This is a genomic window from Marinobacter alkalisoli, from assembly GCF_045449855.1.
GTDB lineage: Bacteria > Pseudomonadota > Gammaproteobacteria > Pseudomonadales > Oleiphilaceae > Marinobacter.
In genome coordinates, this window is sequence record NZ_JBJJLC010000025.1 from 248,851 (window position 1) to 268,454 (window position 19,604).

A 19,604-nucleotide genomic window follows, 5' to 3' on the forward strand; every position below is an offset into this window, starting at 1 on the left:
AAAGTGAAGTAGTCCTCGCCAAACAGCCCAACGCCGCAGTCCTCACAGTAGTTCTTTGAGTAATGAACCCTGAGCGCCGATGGCTCAAACTTTTTCCGACAGCTGTAACAACTAGGCTTAATCATTTCGGGCTCCGGGCACAACGACTGCGTACCATGTTTTCGTGCATCACATACAGTAAGATTATAATCACGCACCAAGCCAGACCCACTCTACTTTTGAACACCAAGCCCCGGGCCTATTTCTGTGAGCACCCTCCATCGACGTAAAAAAAGCCAAGCCAAGCCTGTTCGCAAAGGCCTACACCCGAGGAATCTACACAACCAGGGCTATGACTTCCCAGCGCTCGTAAAAAGCCACCCAGCACTGGCTCCCCATGTGAAACCGAACGCTCATGGCGACCTTTCCATCGATTTCGCAGACCCATTGGCAGTAAAAACCCTCAACGCCGCGTTATTAAACCGACACTACAACATTGCCGATTGGGATATTCCAGAGGGTGCGCTTTGCCCTCCCATCCCGGGCAGAGCCGACTATATCCATTACATGGCTGACCTGCTTGGGCTTGGGCCTGGGCCTGGGCCTGGGCCTGAACAGCCCAGCATCAAGCTGCTCGACATAGGGACGGGAGCCAATGGAATCTACCCGCTACTGGCCTGCCAGATTTACGGCTGGCAGTGTGTCGGTAGTGACATTAACACCCAGTCGCTTGAGAACGTAGCCACGATTATCGCCAACAACCCCACACTCAAAGACCGCTTCACGCTGCGCACGCAGCACGATAAAAACCATATCTTTGAAGGAATCATTCAAGCCGGGGAGTTCTTTGACGTCAGCGTATGCAACCCACCCTTCCATGCCTCACTCGATGAAGCACTTAAAGGTAACCAGCTTAAACGCAATAACCTTGCTCGTAGTCGCGGTAAACAGCGCGGTGAACAAAAAGCGAAAACCGACTCCCCCACTCTGAATTTTGGCGGGCTGGGCGCAGAGCTTTGGTGTAAGGGGGGTGAACAGCTGTTTCTGAAAAAGCTGATAAGAGAAAGCCAGGTGTATTCAACTCAATGCCGCTGGTTTACCAGCCTGGTTTCAAAAGCCGACAATGTTAAGCCTGCAAAGAAGTTAATTCGTAAACTCGGTGCCGTTGATAGTCGGGAAATAGAGATGAAGCAGGGAAACAAGATTACGAGGGTATTGGCCTGGACATTCATCTGAGCCGCTCCCGAGGTGGCGCATGGTTATGCGAAACCTACCCACAATCCGGGACAGATCTATTTTTCAGTAACGAGTACCGCAAAATGTCGCCACACCGACGAGCAACGCCCTAACGAATGCCCTGGGATTGCAGCCACTGGCTGATCTGGGCCTGGTTCATGGCGCCGCTCTGACGGGCGATTTCCCGGCCATTCTGGAACAGGATCATGGTGGGTATGCTGCGGATGCCGAATTGGCCGGACGGCCCAGGTGCCTGTTCGGTGTTGAGCTTGGCAAAACGCACTTTACCCCGCCACGCCTTTGAAGCCTGTTCGAACTGTGGCGCCATCATCTTGCAGGGACCACACCAACTGGCCCAGAAGTCCACCAGCACCGGTACATCGCTGCGCCCAGCGTGAGCCGCAAAGGTCTGCTCCGTCAGCTCCAGCACCTGATCGGGCCAGAGCGGTTGCTTGCAGGCACCGCAGTTGCCCCCGGCGGACAGCTTGTCGGCAGGTACGCGATTCACTTTGTGGCAATGGGGACACACGAGGTGTCGGGTATCGGTCATGGTTGATCGGCCTCTGACTGTCTAATGATTGCAATAATCAGGGCATATGGACGGAATTCAACCGAAACCGGGACAGTTCTATTTTCCAAAAAAGACTATTTCGGTAGGTGGTTCAGGGTCGAAAATAAAAAAGCCTTTCCGTTGGAGAAAGGCTTTTTGACGCGCACAGATCAAATTGCAGGCTTGTCGCGATTCAGCAGTTGCCCTTTTTCGCCTGGCCCGGTGGGCAGAAATGGCCACCAGACTTCCGGTAAGACCGGCGATCGTCGTAGTCATGACGACGGCGATCATGGTCGCGATCGTATTCTCTCTGATCTCTGGTGGTAATGGCTGTTCCGGTTGCCGCACCGACGGCACCGCCGAGAATAGCACCATCTCTTCCACCTACCTCGTTGCCGATGGCAGCCCCAATCGCTCCGCCAATACCTCCACCTAGAGCGGCGTCGGCTGTATCATCCGCAACGGCACCCAATGAGGTGGCACTCAGAGATAAAAAAACGAGCAGTGATTTCATTTTCATTGATGTAAATCCCATTGTTCAGGTGGTCTGACCTACCCACTATGACGGGAAGGAGACCATTTTCTCCATCGTCCCATCAGGCACGTGTCAGTTTTTTGAACCATTCGAGAATATCAGAAACACACGTGAAGCAACCTGTTAAATTTTATTTACATTTCAACATGTTAACAAAGTTTAAGAGATGCGCATTCCTTATGAATCGGACCTGAATAGGCATCCTAATATCAATTTGATTCAGTTTTAGGTACCATCCCGCGCCAATTTTTTATTAATTGAACGTTCAATTAAAAGGTGCGACATGCGAACGATATTCCTCTTGGCGATTTTTGCGTCGGCTGTGGTTGGACATAAGGCCCATGCAGCCGAGCAGTGTGACCAGGTACGATTCGGTATTGTGGATTGGACTGATGTTAAGGCGACCACCGCCGTGGCTTCTGAACTGTTGCAGGCGCTTGGCTACGAAGTGGATATTGCCAACCAATCCGTAATGGATACGTACGACGCCATGGCGAATGGCGATATCGACGTCTTTCTGGGCAACTGGATGCCGAGTATGGCACCCGTGGCAGATCCACTGATAAATGACCAGAAGGTAGAGCGGCTACGCCCCAACCTCAAAGGCGCAAAATACACCCTGGCTGTACCGCAGTATGTCTATGACGCCGGGCTCAAAAGCTTTTCTGATATCGCCAAGTTTAAAGATAAGTTTGATAACAGCGTGTACGGTCTGGAGAAAGGCAATGATGGTAATCAGCTAGTTCTCGACATGATCGATACCAACGCCTTTGGTTTAGGCCAGTTCAATTTGGTTGAGACATCGGAACGCATCATGTTGGCTCAAGTAAATGGCAAAATTCGTGATCAAAAGTGGATCGTGTTCCTGGCTTGGGCACCTCACCCAATGAACGAGCGATTTGATATCGCGTATTTGGAGGGTGGCGATGATTACTTTGGTCCGAACAAGGGTGATGCAACGGTTTACACCAATACCCGCGCCGGGTTCTCCGAAGAATGTGCGAATGTGGCCCAACTTCTGGAAAACCTGGAATTCTCATTGGCGATGGAAGGTGAGGTTATGGACATGATTATGAACCAGTTTGTTCCTCAAGACCGGGCGGCTCGCCATTGGATGAATCAAAACCCGGATGCAGTGGAAACGTGGCTGGAGGGCGTGACACATCGTGATGGCAGTCAGGCCGATGCCAAAGCCATAGCGCAATCCATGAAGCTGACTCTAAGCAACTAAATTATTCAGCAAGACTGCAAAAGCCCCACCGTGATGGCCAATTCGTCAGGTTTGTGGGACCCGAGACACTCTGAAAATAAATCTGTCCCGGTTTTCCTATCCTGACAGCGCATAGTCGATCGCCGCACACACCGCGGCAACCTGCGCGGCATTGCATTGCTCGGGGGTCACCCGGTCGCTGTCCGGGTAGACCTCGGTGGTGGCCCTGTAGCGGGCGTTGGTCATGCTGGTGCATAGGCCAAGCTGCGCCAGCGGATACTGAATAACGCCCCGAGCGACCGCCGGCGAGCCGAGGATCTCGCCATTGTCATCCGCCGGCGCGATGTGGGTGATCTTTTCCACCGCCTTGATCAACGCCTGCTGGAATTCCGGGTGCGGGCTCTCGGTGTCATCCACCAGGTAGAAGCCATCCGGAATTTCCCCCGGCTCAAACGGTTTGCCATCACGGGCCGCAAGCGCCGGGCGGAACTCGGTTTCGTCGGTATCGGTGGTCTCGTGCAGGTCGATGTGCAGCAGTATTGGCTCCTCTGTCGAAGCGACCAGCTGCATGAGCGCCACTGACTCCCCCGCCTGGCCGTCATCACCAAACGAGCGGTTTGGATCAATCGCGTTCGCGTTCCAGCGATGGATGCGTTCGTAAGCCCAGGGGCTGACGCAAGGCGCGACCAGCAGGTTTACACGACCGGCATAATCCGCTGCGCACTGTTCAACGAACTGCAGCGCCCCATGGACACCGCTGGTTTCATAGCCATGCACTCCGCCGGTAATCAGCACCACCGGCCGATCGGAACGCCAGTCGCGGCTGCGGATTGCCATCAGCGGATAAACGTCCGGGCCATATTCCAGGCGGCCATACTCTTGCACGTTAAAGCGCGAACGCAGGCGCTCGATCACGCTCAACACGTCGGACTCGTAACTGCGTTGACGAGTCTGCCGTGACAGCCACTCAGCACGTTCCGCGTCGCCCCAGGGAGTGCCGGGCGTACCGATTGGATAAGCCGCTGAAGCGGAGTTCATATCGTGGAAATACCGTCGATCTCGGTCACCGTTTTCGCATCCGCCCGCTCAATAATTTTCACGAGGGTGGATTGAATCGTTTCATCGTCCCGGGCATCACCGCCACTTACAAACGTTTGCTTCTGGGGCTCGGCGCCCTCTTCCTCAGTAAATGACACAACGACCTCGGTGGCTGAATCCGGCGCTTTACCAACGTTCGCTTTACCAAAGTACTCCAGCGAAACCAACGGATAGCCATGAAAGCCCTTCTTAACCTGCTTTGCAATACGCTTTTTTGCTTTATCCAAATGCATAATAAGGCCTTTCGCTGCGCTTTTTATCTGGGTGCCACATGAACATCCAGTTGATACCGTTCGCCAATTCTATGCCGTTCAATTCATCAAAAATAGATCTGTCCCGGTTTACCACGGATTTGATGTCGAGAATGAATTAACGGCACCGTAACCTCGTACTTCCACCAGTTTGCTATAGTGAATTTTTAATAATTTTGTCTGCCGTACTTGCAAGTTGCCCCCTTTTTTTCGTCTAACACTTTCGCAGTGTGAAGCTGTTGTGCACATGCCAATCATCCTTTGCCCGTTTCAAGGAAGAACGACCAGTGAAAACAGCGATACCGAAAGAGCGACCTTTTTCAGCTCAGTCCTCCCGCCTACCCGAGCCCGCAGAACCCCAAGAGATTGTTGTGTATCACTGGGGGCGCATCTTTGCTGCTCTCTTCGTATTGTTTCTGGTGGTGGGGGGCATAATATGGGGAGCCTTTGAGATCTTTGGCACCGGGGAACAAAAGGAAGCGCTGGTAGAGCATCAGAGCGTTGAGGCGCCCTCTCTCCCGTCGGTATATATCGACCAGCCCGCGTCCGAGCCTGCATCTATCCAGTTACCGAACACCGCAGCACGAGAAAAACCGGAAGTTGCCGAGCCGCCTGCCTCCATGTCCGAAACTGCCCCGGCAACCCCGTCGAGTGAATCCAGTGCAGAACCCGTCTCCCTTCCGGCGCCGACTGCCGGAGAATCCGAACCGTCCCCGGAAGATGCTACGTCCATCAAGCTACTTTCTGATCACTTGATCCGGGCGCAATTGAGTACGGGCCTGGAGGAAAAAGAGCCAATCGACGAAATCCCGAACGTTTTAAGGATGGACAGTGACGGACTGATTCGAATTTACCTGTTTACCGAAATCCAGGGCATGGAAGGCCAGCTGCACTTCCACGACTGGTACCTGGAGGACGAACGGATTGCACGGGTAGAAATCAGGCCGTCGGTTGACCCCATGCGAGCATCCTCAGCCAAGTATATCGACCGGCACATGTTGGGAGACTGGCGAGTTGAGGTGGTGACAGAGAAAGGCGAGCTTTTGGCCAAGGGGGCGTTTTCCGTCCTCCCTCAATAAGCTTCGTGGGGCTCGTCCCTCAGCCCAAGCAAAAATAAGTCTGTCCCGGTTTCCCCGGGGCGGACCCCGTAACGCGGATTCAATCGATGGACGTCCCGGGGATGCTGTTCAGAAGCTCAGCATTTGTGGGGTACTTCTCAAGCAGCTCAACCAGCTTTCTTGTGCCCTCTAGCGGTTTGAGACCGCTAAGTGCCCGGCGCAACGCTCTAATTTTGTCTAAATATTTCGGATCTAACAGCAGCTCTTCACGACGGGTACTGCTTTTCGAAATGTCCAGCGCGGGGAAGATTCGCTGATTCGCAACGTCTCTTGATAAAGCCAGCTCCATGTTCCCCGTGCCCTTAAATTCCTCAAATATAACCTGGTCCATACGGCTGCCGGTATCAACCAGAACGGTTGCCAAAATGGTAAGCGAGCCGCCATTTTCAAGGTTTCGTGCAGCGCCAAACAACCTCCGCGGGATCTCCATCGCTCGAGCATCAACCCCGCCAGACATAGTGCGACCGCTGCTCTTTCGCTCCGCATTATGCACACGCGAAAGCCTCGTGAGAGAATCAATCACAATCATCACGTTGTGACCCTCGCCTGCTTGTTGGCGGGCGATATCAAGAAGCTCATCGGCAACGCGAACGTGATGAGCATAGCTTTCATCCGAAGAAGAAGCGTGGACCTCAGCCGGGACGCTGCGCCTGAAATCAGTGACCTCTTCGGGTCGCTCATCGATCAATAGCGCGTAAAGTTTAATCTCGGGATACGCCTTTCCCACCGCCTGGCAAATATCTTTTAAAATCGTCGATTTTCCAGACCCCGGCGGTGCAACTATCAAACCCCGCTGCCCCATTCCAATCGGCGTGATCAAATCCATCGCACGCACTGTGAGCTTTTCTGAACCTGACTCCAAACGAATCCCCGGCGCTGGATTGATAGCCACACCGTTTAAAAAACGTTTTTGTGGGTCAGTCTCAACCTCAACCATAGCTTCGGCTTTCTCAGCCACTGGCTTGGCGTCTTTAATTGGTTTCCGGGTTAAACCTAATGTCTTTCTCGTCATGGGAGTTTGATAGCTCTTGTTTGATAGATATTTTTACCGGTCCGGTCACTGACCCGCAAAATGATTTACGAGGACTAGGCCTCGGGGCTTTCTCCAGTTAAAGAAACCCCGGATGAGAAAATAAATCTGTCCCGGTTTTCTCCAATACGCTTTTTTGCTTTATCCAAATGCATAATAAGGCCTGTCACGGGACGTGTTATATGGGTACCGGATCAAACCGGCAGTTCAATAATCTCACCTACCACACCGTCGTCACTCACCTGCAGGCGCCCCACCGTGATCGGCAGAGTAAACCGCCGGGGCCCGGCGCCACCTGGATTGAAGTAAAGCACATCGCCAATCCATTCATTACGGGGTTTGTGGGAATGGCCGGCAATGACCACGCGGTAACGGCCTTGCGGATCAAGATCGAGGGTTTTGACGTCGTGGAGCATGTAGAAAGCGTGGCCCAGGAATTCCAGCTCCTGAACATCAGGAAGGGTTGCTGCCCGGCCGGTTTTGTCGATATTGCCACGGATCGCAATCAAGGGGGCGATCGCCTCCAGCGCTTCCAGAACTTCGTCCCGCCCCACGTCACCGGCATGAAGGATCAGATCGGAGCCTTTCAAAACCTCCAGGGCTTCAGGACGCATTTTGCTGTGGGTGTCTGCGATCACTCCGATTTGCATGCCTACGCCCTCCTGACCAGGTTTTGCTTACTTCTACTAATATGCTCCGTTTCCAACCCCCGGCTCGAATCGTTCCCGCAGCCATGCCCTGATGTCGTCAGACTCGTACAGCCATCGCTCACTGCCATCATCCTGACGCATCTTCAGGCAGGGCACCTTGATCTGACCACCGCCGGCCTCCAACGCGGCACGGTGCTGCGGGTCATGCTGGGCATCTCTGGTTTCAATGTTCAGACCCAGCCGGGCGATTTCCTTGCGTACCTTGATGCAGAATGGGCAGGCCCTGAACTGGTACAGGGCGAGATCCTTGCTGGCCTCGTCGACGCGGGCCTGCTGTTCAGCGCTGCGGGTAACGCCCTTGGGCGTGCTGAGCTTTTCGCTGAGCAGCATGAACGGCGTCAGGACAAGGCGCAGGGCGCGGAAAAAATAACGAATAATGATTCTCATGGGTAACACTCAAACTCCGGATTGAAGGTAATCTACTGGGTGCCGGCACACGTGTACACCTCATTTCCGCTACTATCAAGATAAGTCGGTGTCAGAGGCACAGCCGCTATGGGACTGTCGATAAAGCAATCGGAGTTTACGACGGAAGAGTTTGACCGTTTTGCTGCCAAGGTGCGAACGGACCTTACCGCACTCACCCGCCTTCTGGACCGGCCCGGCTTTGGTGAGGGAGAATCTTCCATTGGTGCCGAGGTCGAGTTCTACATCGTAAACCCGGACCTGCGTGTTCAGCCGATCAACACAGAACTAGCCGCCAGCGTTCAGGATCCACAACTGACGGTTGAGCTCAACCGCTTCAATCTTGAATACAACCTCAGCCCCCAGGCCCTCAAGGGAGCCCCCTTTGCCAGAACCGAACAGGAACTGCTCAAGGCCATGCAGCGAATCAACCAGCACGCCGCACCACTGAATGGCGAACTGGTCCCCATCGGCATTCTACCCACTTTACGCCAGTCCGATATGGGCGCGAAGGTGATGACAGACGAACCCCGCTACCATGCGCTATCCAACGCATTGGTCCAGCAACGGGGCGAGCCCTTCAGCATTCATATCGGTGGCAATGACGTCATCAACCTGGAAGCGGACGACGTCACCATGGAAGGGGCGAACACCGCGTTCCAACTGCACTGGCGCGTTCCAGCCCAGCGCTTTGCAGACTATTTCAACGCGGTGCAGCTGGTGACGCCCATTGCGCTGGCTCTGGCCAGCAATTCGCCCAGCCTGTTCGGCCACCACCTCTGGGACGAAACCCGTATCGCCCTGTTCAAACAAGCCGTCGACAGCCGGTCGCCCAACCACAGAACCTGGAAACACCCGCCACGGGTCTATTACGGCAACGGCTGGGTACGCAGCGCCTGGGAGCTGTTTGCAGCTTCGGCATCCTTGTATCCCCCCATCCTTCCATTGATGTCGGAAGAAGATCCGATGGCTGTTATTGATCGGGGAGGCGTACCGGAACTGACCGAACTGCGACTGCACCATGGGACTACGTGGCCCTGGAACCGGGCCATCTTTGATCACAAAGAAGGCGGCCATCTGCGCATCGAGATTCGTTCCATGCCGGCCGGACCAACGGCCGTGGATATGTGCGCGAACGGGCTGTTCGTCATCGGAGCGGCGTTGGCGGTACTCGAGGATATCCGTCACCTGACGTCGATACTTCCCTTTCACTACACCGAACACAATTTCTATCGTGCCGCCAAATACGGCATCGGTGCAGACATCATCTGGCCGCACAAAGACCAGGTACAGTTACAGGATACCCCCCTGTTGAACGTTGCCCTTGACCTGCTACCGCGCGCCCGGGAAGCCTTGCAACGAACCGCTGTGGACGAGGCGGAGATCCACCGCCTGCTGGGAATCATCGAAGGCCGCATTCAAACCAGGATGACCGGCGCCCGATGGCAGCGACAGATCACCGAGTCTTTTTTCAGGTCCCAGACTACCGACGAGGCGTTCAAGAGTATGCTGTCTCTTTACATGGGCAATCAGAAGAAAAACACACCGCTGCACGAATGGACCTTGTCGCAATGAGCCACTCGAACACCCTTGATTATCTCAACAACCCGTCACCCCAGACCCTGGGCCGCTCGCCCCTGGAGTGGCTGAACCGGCTGCAACGGCCTACGGTGGTTCGCATTGCAGGCCGCGATCCTTCCAGGACCCGGGCCATGGCAACGCTGCTTCACGGCAACGAACCCTCAGGGCTGTTCGCGATTCACCGATGGTTACTGGAGCAGCACACCCCGGAGGTCAACCTACTGTTCCTTCTGGGCGGCGTCCTTCCCGCGAAAATCCCGCCGATATTGTCGCTGCGCCAACTGCCAGACGGGCGTGATCTGAACCGGTGCTTCAAAGAACCGTTTGAAGGAGAGGAAGGCGCAATTGCCGAGGCCATGCTGGCCGAGCTTCAGACAGCCAACCCCGAGTGCCTGCTGGACGTGCACAACACCTCAGGCACGGGCCCTGCCTTCGCTGTGACCATCACCAACGACGCTGCCCATCAAGCGCTGGCGTCGCTCTTTACTGACCGGCTGATCATGACGGATCTTCGCCTGGGTGCGCTTATGGAATATTCCGAGCAGGAGGTTCCCACGGTGACCATCGAGTGTGGCGGGTCTCAGGATGATCACGCACACGAACTGGCGTACGAAGGGCTTGTTCGATATGCCTCACAGCCAGACGTGCTATCGCAGGAAAAAGCGGAATGGAACGTTGCTGTGCTGCGCAATCCGATTCGAGTGGAATTGGCACCCGATGCGACTATCGAGTACAGGTTAACGCCCAGTGGGCACGCGGACCTCACGTTTCCGCCCGACATCGAACACCGCAATTTCGGGATTGTGTCGCCGGATGAACCTCTCGGATGGGTTGGGCAAAAAGGCCTGGACGTTCTCACGGCGATCAGCCACAACCGGGCCGAGAACATGGAACAGGTGCTTCAAATCAGGGATGGGCGAATCTACGCTGCCCAGGCCCTCAAGGCCTTCATGATCACCACCAACCCGGTGATTGCGAAGAGTGATTGCCTGTTCTATGCAGTCAAAGCAACGGGCGATCCCATTTTCTAAACCATAGCGAGCCGCTTTTAATCGTAGATGGCCCGCTCTCTCGCATCTCGTTTTCGATCAGGGTCTTCCTGGCTTCTTGTGGCTGAAATGGCATCGATGTAGTCAGCGGGAACGCCTGTTTCTTTCGCACCAACGATGACGTGATTCAAATACCAGGAGTGAGGCAGCAAAGATGGATCCGTTGACGTTGCACAGTAGGTAAAAGCGTCAAGGGCATTCCCGAGAGCATCCGTAACCGTGACCCGCTTTTCATCGTAACCGAAGCCCAAACCCTCAGCCTTGTCCAGCGGGCCTTTCTCGTCACGCGGTATCCAAAACAGTGCGCCAATGACGAAGTCCTCCGGATTTCCGGTGAACAGTGCGTCGCATTTTGCGGATTTGTCTTTCCTGCTCCACTTATGAAACCGAAGGGAATGCTCAACGAGCGTGAACATACCGATTCGCTCCGCGTTTGGAACCCTCTCTCTTAATCTGAGGAGTGACATATTCGATCCGTAAGCAAAATACTTCATGCTGCCTCTGTGTCTGCACTAGTCCCGGATTTCTCCCTCCACCTTGAGCTCTGTGAAAGAGGTTTTCTACCTGGTTTAGTGGCGCAGAAGTGCCAGGACGCGAGATTTTTTCCTCAATCACCGTCACTCTGGAAAACGCGAATGTGAGGATCACTAATAGTGAGACCAACCCTAAACCAATAGCACCAGCACCGACGAATGCCGCAATGACCTGAAGCGTGTCATTCATCATTCGTCACCTCGTAGATAACTTCACCGATACCTTCGCCAGTGTTCCCTCCAACTGATCCTCCTGCGAAACCGGTACGCCGTTCTCGGCTTGCTTAAGTATCGACAGGACCTGGCTGTCGGAAAAACGTGACTTCTTCATGCAGAATCTCCCTGCGCGTAGCTTACGGAAAATTCTACCTTTGATCACCGCTGTTTTTCGGGGGGATTACCCTCCCTAGCCGCCGAAAAATAAATCTGTCCCGGTTTTCGATGCATTATCCACTCCAATGGCTCCGCGCTACCGTATGACCTCCCGCAGAGACCGCTCAATCTGACCACCACAGTAGGCCTTACCCAACTCCTTCCGCTGATCCTCAAGAAAAGGCCTGATCGACGGACGGTCTTCCACTCGCTGGCAGAGACCCGCCACCCGGGGGGCGTTGTGTTCCAGATCTGCGGCGAGTTCCGGAAAGCTGTGGACGAGGGTGCCAAACAATGCAGCAGTTGCGATATCGGCCACCGTGAGCCTGGAGCCCAGCAGATAGCCCGCGTTCGGCTTGAGGAGGTGCGCCTGGCCGGTCTTTTCGAAAATGGCCATCCAGTCGGCCAGGCGATGGGTCCGGAATTCGGCCCATGAATCCTGATTCCACATCACTGTGCCATTGTAGTTGGTGATTTCCATGAGAATATCATTGCAGTCCAGAATCACCTTCAGAGCGAGGGTGTGTTGCTCAGGCTCGTCGGGAAGAAAATGGTAGGCCTTCGCCAGATGCATGAGAATCGCCGGCATCTGGGCGAACCAGACCTGGGCCCTGCAGTCGTAAAGAAAGGGTGGTGCCATCCCGGGGTACTGGATGTTCAGGTTTTTATCAGGGTAGATCTCGCTGGCATCCAGCTTGCGGTAATCCGCCCGAACCTCCTCCAGAATAAGTTGAATAAAATTACCGCGAAAGGGCAGGCCCCAGTAATAGAGTTCGTAGTCCTGCATTGTGACTCTCCCACTCTGACAGTTGAGAAGATAACTGTTGTCTGGAAGTGTAGCGCACAGGAAAAGACCCGATCCGAAAGCCAGGTCTATTCAACTCAATACCGCTGGTTTAGCAACCTGGTTTCAAAAGCCGACTATGTTAGGGAAAACCGGGGCTGAAAATAGATCTGTCCCGGTTTTCGAACGAAAGTATGCAATTATAATCAGCGGAGATGCTGGCGACAGGAGAGGAAAACTGACTGCTCTAAGGACCCAACGGGGTGAATTCAAACTGCAATCAGGTGACATTGGCAATGAGTGAGACAACCGAGGATAAAACAGTATCTGCGCCGCCACCCGCAAAGAAGGGCTTCAGTGGCTTGCATGTCTTTGGCATTGTCCTGATCACCATCGTTGCCACCGTCGGCGCCGGTTACTGGTGGTTAAGCCTCTATGTGTTTCCTGAGAACTTCGAACCCGTAACCCTGAATGCCAGTGAACAGGATTCACTCAACAACAAACTGAATACTCTGGGCATTGATACCCGAGGCGGCGAATCCGGCCGCCCGTTGCAGCCGGTACCCTACAGTGAGGAAGGCGCCAGCCGGGAAGTACGCTTCAGCGAGCGGGAACTCAACGGTATGCTGGCCAAAAATACTGATCTGGCTCAGAGACTCGCAGTCGACCTTTCGGACGATCTGCTGAGCGCCCTCCTTCTGGTGCCTCTTGACGAGGACTTCCCTGTACTCGGCGGCAGAACCCTACGAGTAAATGCCGGTGTAGAACTCTCCTTTGCCAACGGTCGCCCCCTGGTTAAGTTAAGGGGCGTCAGCCTCATGGGCGTACCCATTCCGAATGCCTGGCTGGGTAACCTCAAGAATGTGGACCTGGTTAACGAGTTCGGCGCCAACCCTGGATTCTGGCAATCCTTTGCAGCGGGTGTGGATTTTATCCAGGTTGAGGATGGCCGATTGCTCGTCCGGCTCAAGGAATAGCGCTGGGCCATCAGAGAAGCCGAGAAAATAGATCTGTCCCGGTTTTCCATGTATGGGATATTCGAGGCGAAACCTATCGATCAGTTTAAAATTGCTCTACCTCCCATTAGCTGGTTTATCCGAATCTTATTGGCCCTTTATTCTTAATGATTTCTTCAGCCAATTGGGCTACTTCGTCTTTTTCCTTTGAGTACAGCTCTCGTAGAACCAGATCCAACGACCTAAAGCCAAATGCAAGGTCATGTTCTTCTAGGTTATCGTCATGACTAGCCTCGTTTCCCAGCCATTTAATTGCATATAGAATGCGGCTTTCTTGTGGATATGAACTTGAAAGTCGATTAATCTTTGAGTGAAGCGATTCACTTTCTCTCTTAGGGGGCTGTAGGTCGTCTACCAGCTTTTCAATAGCCACCCTCAACCTGTTACCTCCAGCAGGTATGTCGGCCCAAGCCACAGCAAAACACGACTCAACTACTTTACGAATCGAATCCGGGCAGCTTTTAGGGACGTTGAAGAGCTTAAGAGTAGGGAAGAAAAACTTCGGCATAAATTCGTCTATATAGATAACATCACCGCATTCAGCCGACGAATCGTAATAGGCGGCCTCTCGACCCGTTCCAACCGTAAACGTCTGTTCATAGCACCGATTGCAGTGGAATCGAGCGGAGAAACTATACTCCGTCATTTCTGGTTCCCAATCAGGCTCCCTACGTCGTTCCGAGGATTCGGAGGTTTCAATATAGTAAAACGATTCGCGATCAAGCGTTAATAGCCCCCGATCACAATGAGGACAGCTCCATTCCGGAGTATATGAATCGTGGAATGTACGTCTAAATCTATGACTAAGGTATGTTAAGTACTGCTGTTCGTTCACTGGCTTCCCCCAAATTTCGAATCGAGCTGACACTTGGCCTTAGAAAGAAAAACACCACTTTCTCCACCAGGATTTTTAGCCACCGAACTCAATCTCACCCGAAACATCCCTAAAGTTTATTCGTCGCGTTAACAGACCTGATTTTCTGAACTTATAGCGCATAAATGCCGACATATTATCTTCATGAGTAGAAACAAAAAGCTGCCGATCTGAAAATTCACTTCTTATCAAATCTACAAAGCCGGCAACGTTTATTTCATCAAGTGTTTGGAGAGGATCATCAATTAGTAGAATCGAATGCTTTGAGTAACGATTATTTAGCGCCAGGGTGAAAGCTATAACCAAAGACGACAACTGGCCGGAACTCATAGAAAATATAACATCATGCTCTTTAGACGGATTCTCCCGGAAAGAAATTGAATCACCCCTATTATCGATAAATATCCCCAATCCTTGATTATAACTTTGGAGCAACCTTCCAGTATAAATGTGAAATAGCAACTCTATATCTCTCGAAATCTTAACAAGATGCTCTTTAATAGAATCCTTATATATTTTTAAAAGCACATTTACGTGTTTCTCAATAACTCCAGCACAGCGAACCCTTTCCTTTAAATATTCGTACCCTTTTTCTTTATCCCTTAGCTCTCGAATAAAAGAAGAGCCATAAGCCTGTTGGATATATTTTATTTTATGATCAATGCTAGATTGATCCAAAACTTTAACAGCCTTTTCATTATTATCGAATATCGTAGCGTATATTTCATCAAAAAACTCGTAAATATTCTCATACGAAACATACTTATAACGAGATACAATTCGCTCCTTAAATTCATCAACTTTTAGAGGTTCATTAACGTCATAACCAGAAACAAAAAGATCCGAAACATCAACACCAAATTTGAGTATCCTCTGCTTATACCTAACCAGGAAATCTATTTGCTTTTCCTCTAAATTCGAAGCTTTTCTTTTATACTCAATAGCTGCTTTTTGGGATGCCACATATTTTTCAAGTTCAGCCTTAATTGGTCCTATAAAATTATCTCTAAACTTAGTCAATTTATTATTTAAGACGCCACCATTCTCTTCTGCAGCTCTGCGCAGTATCTGAGTTTGTTTATCGAGACTTTCGTGTAATTTGCCGGACGTACCCCAATCATGACCACATGCAGGACAAGACGCTTTGTCGCTGGTATGCTTCTCATATTCTTTAAAGGTTTCTATAAAACTAGTGCGCACGCTTACCAATTTTGAGATAGATGCAGCGATACCTTGCGAAACCCCCACTAACTTCTTAATCTCCGACTTGTCTTCTTCAAATTGATCAACTGAGAAATCTTCTCCCATCCTATCTATGACACCATCCATCAGAGCTAATTTGTCGTTTTTAATGGAGTCTATCAATTTAGGAAATATTTCCTCCAACATCCTAATCGAATATTCATAAAATGATACCTCGTCCTTATAGCTATTGATATTATCTAGACGATGACCAAAACTAAGAAGAGCATTTATTGACCTTTCATTAGGAAGAAGCGATTTATTTATTTCCCTATTATGCAACTCGTTCAAATAATCGGAGAACCCAAAACAAAAAAGTTGAATTCTTCGCAAAATACCGTCTTCCGCAATCCAACCGTAAAGACTGTTAGCATCATATAAAAGCTCTTCTGCGTCCCAAGGCTGATTGGTAACGTCAACCAATCGGTGATATGGCACGAATTCTTTTTCAGGAAGAGAAGTTCCTTTAAGACGCTGAACTTCATCCGCTAATCGACTAAGCTTAACGTTCACTTCTTTCGACTTCAGCTTAGAAATACTTTTTTTTAGACTTTCCAACTTTGTTAATTTATCTTTATAATCACCAATATCAAAAAGATGTGCTATTTTCTGCTGCTTATCTTTATCTTTATTCTTAAGAATTGCTGTATTCTCTTCCTGCTCGACATAGTGAAACAGGTTAAAATTTCTCTTGTAATCCTCACCTAGGTACCGATTGAGGAAAACATCTTCGTTAGATATTAGAGTACCGCTACCGATTGTAGACAAGGAGTTCAATTCATAAAGTCGAAATCTTGAATCCGAGACACCCTTAGCTTTTGAAAGACTCTCAAAATCCGCACTTCTTTCTAAATATATAACTTCGGAATCGACCTCAACTTCTGCAGCAATCGCGAGAAATTCGCCTTGTTTTGCCCCGTCATGAAGTAGTGGACAGCCAAGAGCCTGGCTTCTTCTATCAACAGCTATTTTCTCCAATTCAAGATAGCGAGACACTGTTCCAGTCAGCAGTAACTCCATCGCATCGAAAAACGATGTTTTCCCAAAACCGTTTGGTCCATCAAGAACAACCAATGACGCTCCACTGACAGATAACTCAACTCGTCTAAACGTTTTGAAATTTCTAATATGAAGCCGATTAATTTTAAAGCTCATAACCAGTATCTCTAAGCTTGGACAAAATGTTATCCAAATTTTCATCAGGAGAATCACTAACCTGAAACCCGTCATTTAGAAGCAGATCTTGGAAATCCATGAAAAGCATTTTGTCATTTCTCAGGGACGAAATTTTGGTAGCCACACTCTTCTCTAGGTCATCTATACTTTCTTTCTCTTCCTCTCGAATTTTAATAAATGAGGCTTTAATAGCAATTCTATATAAAAGAACTTGCCACCCTTCCTTTCCATACAAATCCTTATACTGGCTAAATATATTCTTATCAACAAGTGCCTGACCAAATGCGTTAAAAAACTCATCTGCCTGGAACTGACTCTTAAATGAATTTAATTCGGACTCTGTATAATACAAGACATGTTTTTTGAAAAAAAATGGATCCTCCTCTGCTTTATGCGCAGCCCTTTTTACAACCTCATTAATCTCTGGGACGTTCCATAAGCAAAGTATATTTGCATTTTTTTCGAATGCTGGGTCATTTAGTCGACGCACAATTTCATCTTGAATTGACTCCTGGACGGCTTCTATAAGATCGGGCTCAGATTCAATCACAACCCAGTAATTTTTTTTATCGATATTTCCTTCGCCATACAGCTCAACCCCACTTACTGAATCCATTTCTACGAATCCGTTACTCAAAAAGAGCTTTCTAATTATTTCATTCATCTTTGAGATCTTCCGAAACTTTGCTATACGAAACTAGTGAGATATCTTTGAAATGAGCAATTCGACGATGAGAAAGCGCATTATCTTCATCCATTGAGTTGGGACCAACAGAATATACAGAGGGCAGTGATTCTACGTCCACTCCAACGGTAACCAGCACCCCCGACTCATATAGAAATTCAACTTCATTGGCGATCGAATTTTGAATTATGCGCTTACATATTTTTTTCGCATCAATTAATTCACTTCCGCGCAGCGCTGTTGGATAGTAAAACCGTCCCTCGTGGAACCAAGAGAATACCAGTCTTTTTTCTCGTTCAATTCCGGCTGTAGTTAATCTATCAAGAACCCTGAACAACCCATCTCTTAGATCTTCAAGACTGAATGTTTCAGATTTGTATTGGTCAATATTTTTAAATTCGCCACGCTTTTGCGGGAGAACCGATTTAATAAAATCTCTTAACCTTCGCTTATCGAGCCCGCATAGCAATGCTATATAGCTATCAAGCTTATCGAAATTACAGACATCACCATCATCCCTGCAAGCTTCATCAAAAAATCTTTTATAATATGTGCCAATATCTATTAAGAGTTGCTTAAAGAAAAAATCTTCTGTTAATAGCGCTTCGGTCAATTCGTCTTCCAATACGTCGCAGATTTTCGAGAAACTAATATATTCTTTAGCGGCGATCTCTCTATCAGTAGCTTTACCTTCTCTCTGTATCTTGGCATGAACATCAATAACCTTATCTATTATAATATTTTCCAAGATATTCCTTGAACGCTCCAAATACGGGCCACTCAATTTATGAGAAGAACCCTCACCTGCCTTTTTATAAATTTCTGATATTTCAGTCTCAACAAGTTGATCTAAATCAGACAAATTACAAAAATTCTGATCAATACCATTGCTTCGATAAGTATAGATTGAGACAGGTTTATATTTAACGTTAAAACCTTCTGGCAGGTCATTTATGCAAGTTGAAACATGAAAGTAAACAGACGCTCCGGGATACTTTAAAGAATCCGTGACTTGCTTTTTTACAGCCCCTCGATACTTGGAAAAACTGCCGTCCTTATACGCTTTTACCTGATGGATGGAAATACATTTGTCGGCTAGATAAACAGCAAAGTCGTCAGCACTTTCCAATTGAAGGCGATAGCACTTCGAATCATCGTAGCTTTTCTCTAACAAACGCAGACAATGGTACAAAGCCACTTTCCCTTGATAAACGAACCCGCTCCAAGTAGATATTGCAGTATGTGGATACTCTTCTGTAATAATCATTTTTATATGCTTTAATAACCTTTTAGTACCAAGAACTGGGACGGACCGTTGTTTGAATCCTAAGGAGGAAACCGAAACTAGATTAGCTGTCTACCTGGTCCGATAAGTGACCAAAGTACTCTGATCGAAATTTCGCCTTAAACCGCATCTTATGGTTAACACACTCCACCAAACCGCCCTCCTGACTTTTACACCCCACAATCTGCTTCGCATGCCTTGCGCGCGCAAAACCGTTTTCAATGAAGCCTTAAACTGACTGCCCTCAAACATCTCGGTAATATGGCTAACCTGATCCGACCTAAGCACCACCCGAATACGAGATTTGAGACTCCATATAAACTTCCAACCCTTGGTCACATTCCCCGGCACCTCAGTCTTAAACGTCGAATCCCCCTCAAACGCCACCAGTAATTGCAACTGCTCGTCGCCCAGCCCCAAGAGGTTTTGTAGCGTCTTTAGGTGTTCGTAATTCTGGCCTAGCGAGGTCTTGATTGTCTGAGAGTAATCAAAAAGTTTCCGGGGACAGCACCGCTGTTTTGCTTTACCGAAGATCCAGCCTTTCATGCTCTTGGCTTGCACAACAAACGCGCAGTGCTGGAAGACGATGGTGCGGTGGAACTGGGTGGCCCCGGATTCCGCCGGGAGGGTGAGGTTCTTGACCAGGTGGTAACGATCTTTATCGACGAACAGGCGAGCGGAGGCGTTCACAACGAACTCTACCAAATGGCCCTTGAACCACGGGGAACGCAGGATGGCTAACAGTAGTACCAGGGGTATGAAATACCAGAGGTGTAAAAGAGGCTGTAGCAGTGCTGAGGGGTCCATCGGCCGTTGTCCCTAACAATCGGTGCTTCCGTAGTGTTTAGCTACCTAAGGTAGACCATCCCAGCTCTCTTTGTCTGC

General features: G+C 50.0%; 21 protein-coding genes. 6 read left to right on the plus strand and 15 right to left on the minus strand.

The window, feature by feature from the left end; all coding sequences use genetic code 11:
- Window positions 1–246 precede the first annotated feature (246 nt).
- Complete coding sequence (gene rlmF / locus ACJO5Y_RS11205) at window positions 247–1,215, plus strand: 23S rRNA (adenine(1618)-N(6))-methyltransferase RlmF (protein WP_406987232.1); 969 nt, start codon at window positions 247–249, stop codon at window positions 1,213–1,215.
- 109 nt (window positions 1,216–1,324) lie between these two features.
- Here the strand turns inward: rlmF and trxC are convergent, their stop codons facing one another.
- Together trxC and ACJO5Y_RS20845 are read right to left on the minus strand one after the other, a co-directional pair.
- On the minus strand, window positions 1,325–1,765 hold the full coding sequence (gene trxC, locus ACJO5Y_RS11210) for a thioredoxin TrxC (RefSeq protein ID WP_406987233.1): 441 nt from the start codon (window positions 1,763–1,765) through the stop codon (window positions 1,325–1,327).
- Window positions 1,766–1,958: 193 nt separating this feature from the next.
- On the minus strand, window positions 1,959–2,300 hold the full coding sequence (locus tag ACJO5Y_RS20845) for a YMGG-like glycine zipper-containing protein (RefSeq protein ID WP_504928336.1): 342 nt from the start codon (window positions 2,298–2,300) through the stop codon (window positions 1,959–1,961).
- Between the two features lie 283 nt (window positions 2,301–2,583).
- On the opposite strand from ACJO5Y_RS20845, the gene choX reads away from it, so the two are divergent.
- Window positions 2,584–3,531 (plus strand): choline ABC transporter substrate-binding protein, encoded by a 948-nt coding sequence (choX, locus tag ACJO5Y_RS11220; RefSeq protein WP_406987237.1) that lies wholly within the window; start codon window positions 2,584–2,586, stop codon window positions 3,529–3,531.
- A 96-nt stretch (window positions 3,532–3,627) separates the two neighbouring features.
- Here the strand turns inward: choX and ACJO5Y_RS11225 are convergent, their stop codons facing one another.
- Both ACJO5Y_RS11225 and ACJO5Y_RS11230 read right to left on the minus strand, forming a co-directional pair.
- A complete protein-coding gene (locus ACJO5Y_RS11225) occupies window positions 3,628–4,548 on the minus strand; it encodes a M14 family metallopeptidase (RefSeq protein ID WP_406987238.1) in 921 nt (306 codons plus the stop codon).
- Entirely contained in the window at window positions 4,545–4,841 is a 297-nt protein-coding gene (locus ACJO5Y_RS11230; RefSeq protein WP_406987240.1) for a hypothetical protein, read from the minus strand. Before ACJO5Y_RS11230 ends, ACJO5Y_RS11225 begins: the two co-directional genes overlap by 4 nt.
- Before the next feature lie 305 nt (window positions 4,842–5,146).
- On the opposite strand from ACJO5Y_RS11230, the gene ACJO5Y_RS11235 reads away from it, so the two are divergent.
- Window positions 5,147–5,938: a DUF2914 domain-containing protein gene (locus ACJO5Y_RS11235; RefSeq protein WP_406987241.1), complete on the plus strand. Its 792-nt coding sequence runs from the start codon at window positions 5,147–5,149 to the stop codon at window positions 5,936–5,938.
- Window positions 5,939–6,017: 79 nt separating this feature from the next.
- On the opposite strand, the gene rho is transcribed toward ACJO5Y_RS11235, so the two are convergent.
- The 3 genes from rho to ACJO5Y_RS11250 form a co-directional block, all read right to left on the minus strand.
- Complete coding sequence (rho, locus tag ACJO5Y_RS11240; protein WP_406987242.1) at window positions 6,018–6,989, minus strand: transcription termination factor Rho; 972 nt, start codon at window positions 6,987–6,989, stop codon at window positions 6,018–6,020.
- Between the two features lie 212 nt (window positions 6,990–7,201).
- Window positions 7,202–7,657 carry a metallophosphoesterase family protein gene (locus ACJO5Y_RS11245; protein ID WP_406987244.1) on the minus strand — a complete coding sequence of 152 codons (456 nt, stop codon included), beginning with the start codon at window positions 7,655–7,657 and terminating at the stop codon, window positions 7,202–7,204.
- Window positions 7,658–7,693: 36 nt separating this feature from the next.
- Window positions 7,694–8,104: a glutaredoxin family protein gene (locus tag ACJO5Y_RS11250; RefSeq protein WP_406987246.1), complete on the minus strand. Its 411-nt coding sequence runs from the start codon at window positions 8,102–8,104 to the stop codon at window positions 7,694–7,696.
- Between the two features lie 108 nt (window positions 8,105–8,212).
- Between ACJO5Y_RS11250 and ACJO5Y_RS11255 the strand changes: the two genes are divergently transcribed.
- Window positions 8,213–9,697: a glutamate-cysteine ligase family protein gene (locus ACJO5Y_RS11255; RefSeq protein ID WP_406987248.1), complete on the plus strand. Its 1,485-nt coding sequence runs from the start codon at window positions 8,213–8,215 to the stop codon at window positions 9,695–9,697.
- Window positions 9,694–10,734 (plus strand): M14 family metallopeptidase, encoded by a 1,041-nt coding sequence (locus tag ACJO5Y_RS11260; protein WP_406987250.1) that lies wholly within the window; start codon window positions 9,694–9,696, stop codon window positions 10,732–10,734. Before ACJO5Y_RS11255 ends, ACJO5Y_RS11260 begins: the two co-directional genes overlap by 4 nt.
- A 17-nt stretch (window positions 10,735–10,751) precedes the next feature.
- On the opposite strand, the gene ACJO5Y_RS11265 is transcribed toward ACJO5Y_RS11260, so the two are convergent.
- From ACJO5Y_RS11265 to gst, 3 genes are all read right to left on the minus strand, one after another.
- On the minus strand, window positions 10,752–11,246 hold the full coding sequence (locus ACJO5Y_RS11265; protein ID WP_406987252.1) for a gamma-glutamylcyclotransferase family protein: 495 nt from the start codon (window positions 11,244–11,246) through the stop codon (window positions 10,752–10,754).
- Between the two features lie 235 nt (window positions 11,247–11,481).
- The gene (locus ACJO5Y_RS11270; protein WP_406987254.1) at window positions 11,482–11,616 is read right to left on the minus strand and encodes a hypothetical protein; all 135 of its coding nucleotides are present in this window, start codon (window positions 11,614–11,616) and stop codon (window positions 11,482–11,484) included.
- 138 nt (window positions 11,617–11,754) lie between these two features.
- Window positions 11,755–12,444, minus strand: a complete 690-nt coding sequence (gene gst, locus ACJO5Y_RS11275; RefSeq protein WP_406987256.1) for a glutathione transferase, Atu5508 family — start codon at window positions 12,442–12,444, stop codon at window positions 11,755–11,757.
- 293 nt (window positions 12,445–12,737) lie between these two features.
- Here gst and ACJO5Y_RS11280 point away from each other — a divergent pair, with 293 nt between their 5' ends.
- A complete protein-coding gene (locus ACJO5Y_RS11280; protein WP_406987258.1) occupies window positions 12,738–13,418 on the plus strand; it encodes a flagellar basal body-associated FliL family protein in 681 nt (226 codons plus the stop codon).
- 115 nt (window positions 13,419–13,533) lie between these two features.
- Here ACJO5Y_RS11280 and ACJO5Y_RS11285 read toward each other — a convergent pair whose 3' ends face one another.
- From ACJO5Y_RS11285 to ACJO5Y_RS11305, 5 genes are all read right to left on the minus strand, one after another.
- A complete protein-coding gene (locus tag ACJO5Y_RS11285) occupies window positions 13,534–14,292 on the minus strand; it encodes a DUF8608 domain-containing protein (protein WP_406987260.1) in 759 nt (252 codons plus the stop codon).
- A gap of 75 nt (window positions 14,293–14,367) precedes the next feature.
- Complete coding sequence (locus tag ACJO5Y_RS11290) at window positions 14,368–16,728, minus strand: AAA family ATPase (protein ID WP_406987261.1); 2,361 nt, start codon at window positions 16,726–16,728, stop codon at window positions 14,368–14,370.
- Window positions 16,718–17,413, minus strand: a complete 696-nt coding sequence (locus ACJO5Y_RS11295) for an ABC-three component system middle component 1 (protein WP_406987262.1) — start codon at window positions 17,411–17,413, stop codon at window positions 16,718–16,720. The genes ACJO5Y_RS11290 and ACJO5Y_RS11295 overlap by 11 nt, the downstream gene beginning before the upstream one ends.
- Complete coding sequence (locus tag ACJO5Y_RS11300) at window positions 17,406–18,701, minus strand: ABC-three component system protein (protein ID WP_406987263.1); 1,296 nt, start codon at window positions 18,699–18,701, stop codon at window positions 17,406–17,408. Before ACJO5Y_RS11300 ends, ACJO5Y_RS11295 begins: the two co-directional genes overlap by 8 nt.
- A 90-nt stretch (window positions 18,702–18,791) precedes the next feature.
- Window positions 18,792–19,526, minus strand: a complete 735-nt coding sequence (locus ACJO5Y_RS11305) for a nuclease-related domain-containing protein (RefSeq protein ID WP_406987264.1) — start codon at window positions 19,524–19,526, stop codon at window positions 18,792–18,794.
- Window positions 19,527–19,604: the final 78 nt, after the last annotated feature.

Coding starts and splice junctions, on each gene's coding strand:
- rho (WP_406987242.1), bottom strand. CDS start 6,989: ATGACGAGAAAGACATTAGGTTTAACCCGGAAACCAATTAAAGACGCC.
- choX (WP_406987237.1), top strand. CDS start 2,584: ATGCGAACGATATTCCTCTTGGCGATTTTTGCGTCGGCTGTGGTTGGA.
- ACJO5Y_RS11305 (WP_406987264.1), bottom strand. CDS start 19,526: ATGGACCCCTCAGCACTGCTACAGCCTCTTTTACACCTCTGGTATTTC.
- ACJO5Y_RS11295 (WP_406987262.1), bottom strand. CDS start 17,413: ATGAATGAAATAATTAGAAAGCTCTTTTTGAGTAACGGATTCGTAGAA.
- gst (WP_406987256.1), bottom strand. CDS start 12,444: ATGCAGGACTACGAACTCTATTACTGGGGCCTGCCCTTTCGCGGTAAT.
- ACJO5Y_RS11230 (WP_406987240.1), bottom strand. CDS start 4,841: ATGCATTTGGATAAAGCAAAAAAGCGTATTGCAAAGCAGGTTAAGAAG.
- ACJO5Y_RS11300 (WP_406987263.1), bottom strand. CDS start 18,701: ATGATTATTACAGAAGAGTATCCACATACTGCAATATCTACTTGGAGC.
- ACJO5Y_RS11250 (WP_406987246.1), bottom strand. CDS start 8,104: ATGAGAATCATTATTCGTTATTTTTTCCGCGCCCTGCGCCTTGTCCTG.
- ACJO5Y_RS11290 (WP_406987261.1), bottom strand. CDS start 16,728: ATGAGCTTTAAAATTAATCGGCTTCATATTAGAAATTTCAAAACGTTT.
- ACJO5Y_RS20845 (WP_504928336.1), bottom strand. CDS start 2,300: ATGGGATTTACATCAATGAAAATGAAATCACTGCTCGTTTTTTTATCT.
- trxC (WP_406987233.1), bottom strand. CDS start 1,765: ATGACCGATACCCGACACCTCGTGTGTCCCCATTGCCACAAAGTGAAT.
- ACJO5Y_RS11245 (WP_406987244.1), bottom strand. CDS start 7,657: ATGCAAATCGGAGTGATCGCAGACACCCACAGCAAAATGCGTCCTGAA.
- ACJO5Y_RS11280 (WP_406987258.1), top strand. CDS start 12,738: ATGAGTGAGACAACCGAGGATAAAACAGTATCTGCGCCGCCACCCGCA.
- ACJO5Y_RS11265 (WP_406987252.1), bottom strand. CDS start 11,246: ATGAAGTATTTTGCTTACGGATCGAATATGTCACTCCTCAGATTAAGA.
- ACJO5Y_RS11255 (WP_406987248.1), top strand. CDS start 8,213: ATGGGACTGTCGATAAAGCAATCGGAGTTTACGACGGAAGAGTTTGAC.
- ACJO5Y_RS11225 (WP_406987238.1), bottom strand. CDS start 4,548: ATGAACTCCGCTTCAGCGGCTTATCCAATCGGTACGCCCGGCACTCCC.
- ACJO5Y_RS11270 (WP_406987254.1), bottom strand. CDS start 11,616: ATGAAGAAGTCACGTTTTTCCGACAGCCAGGTCCTGTCGATACTTAAG.
- ACJO5Y_RS11260 (WP_406987250.1), top strand. CDS start 9,694: ATGAGCCACTCGAACACCCTTGATTATCTCAACAACCCGTCACCCCAG.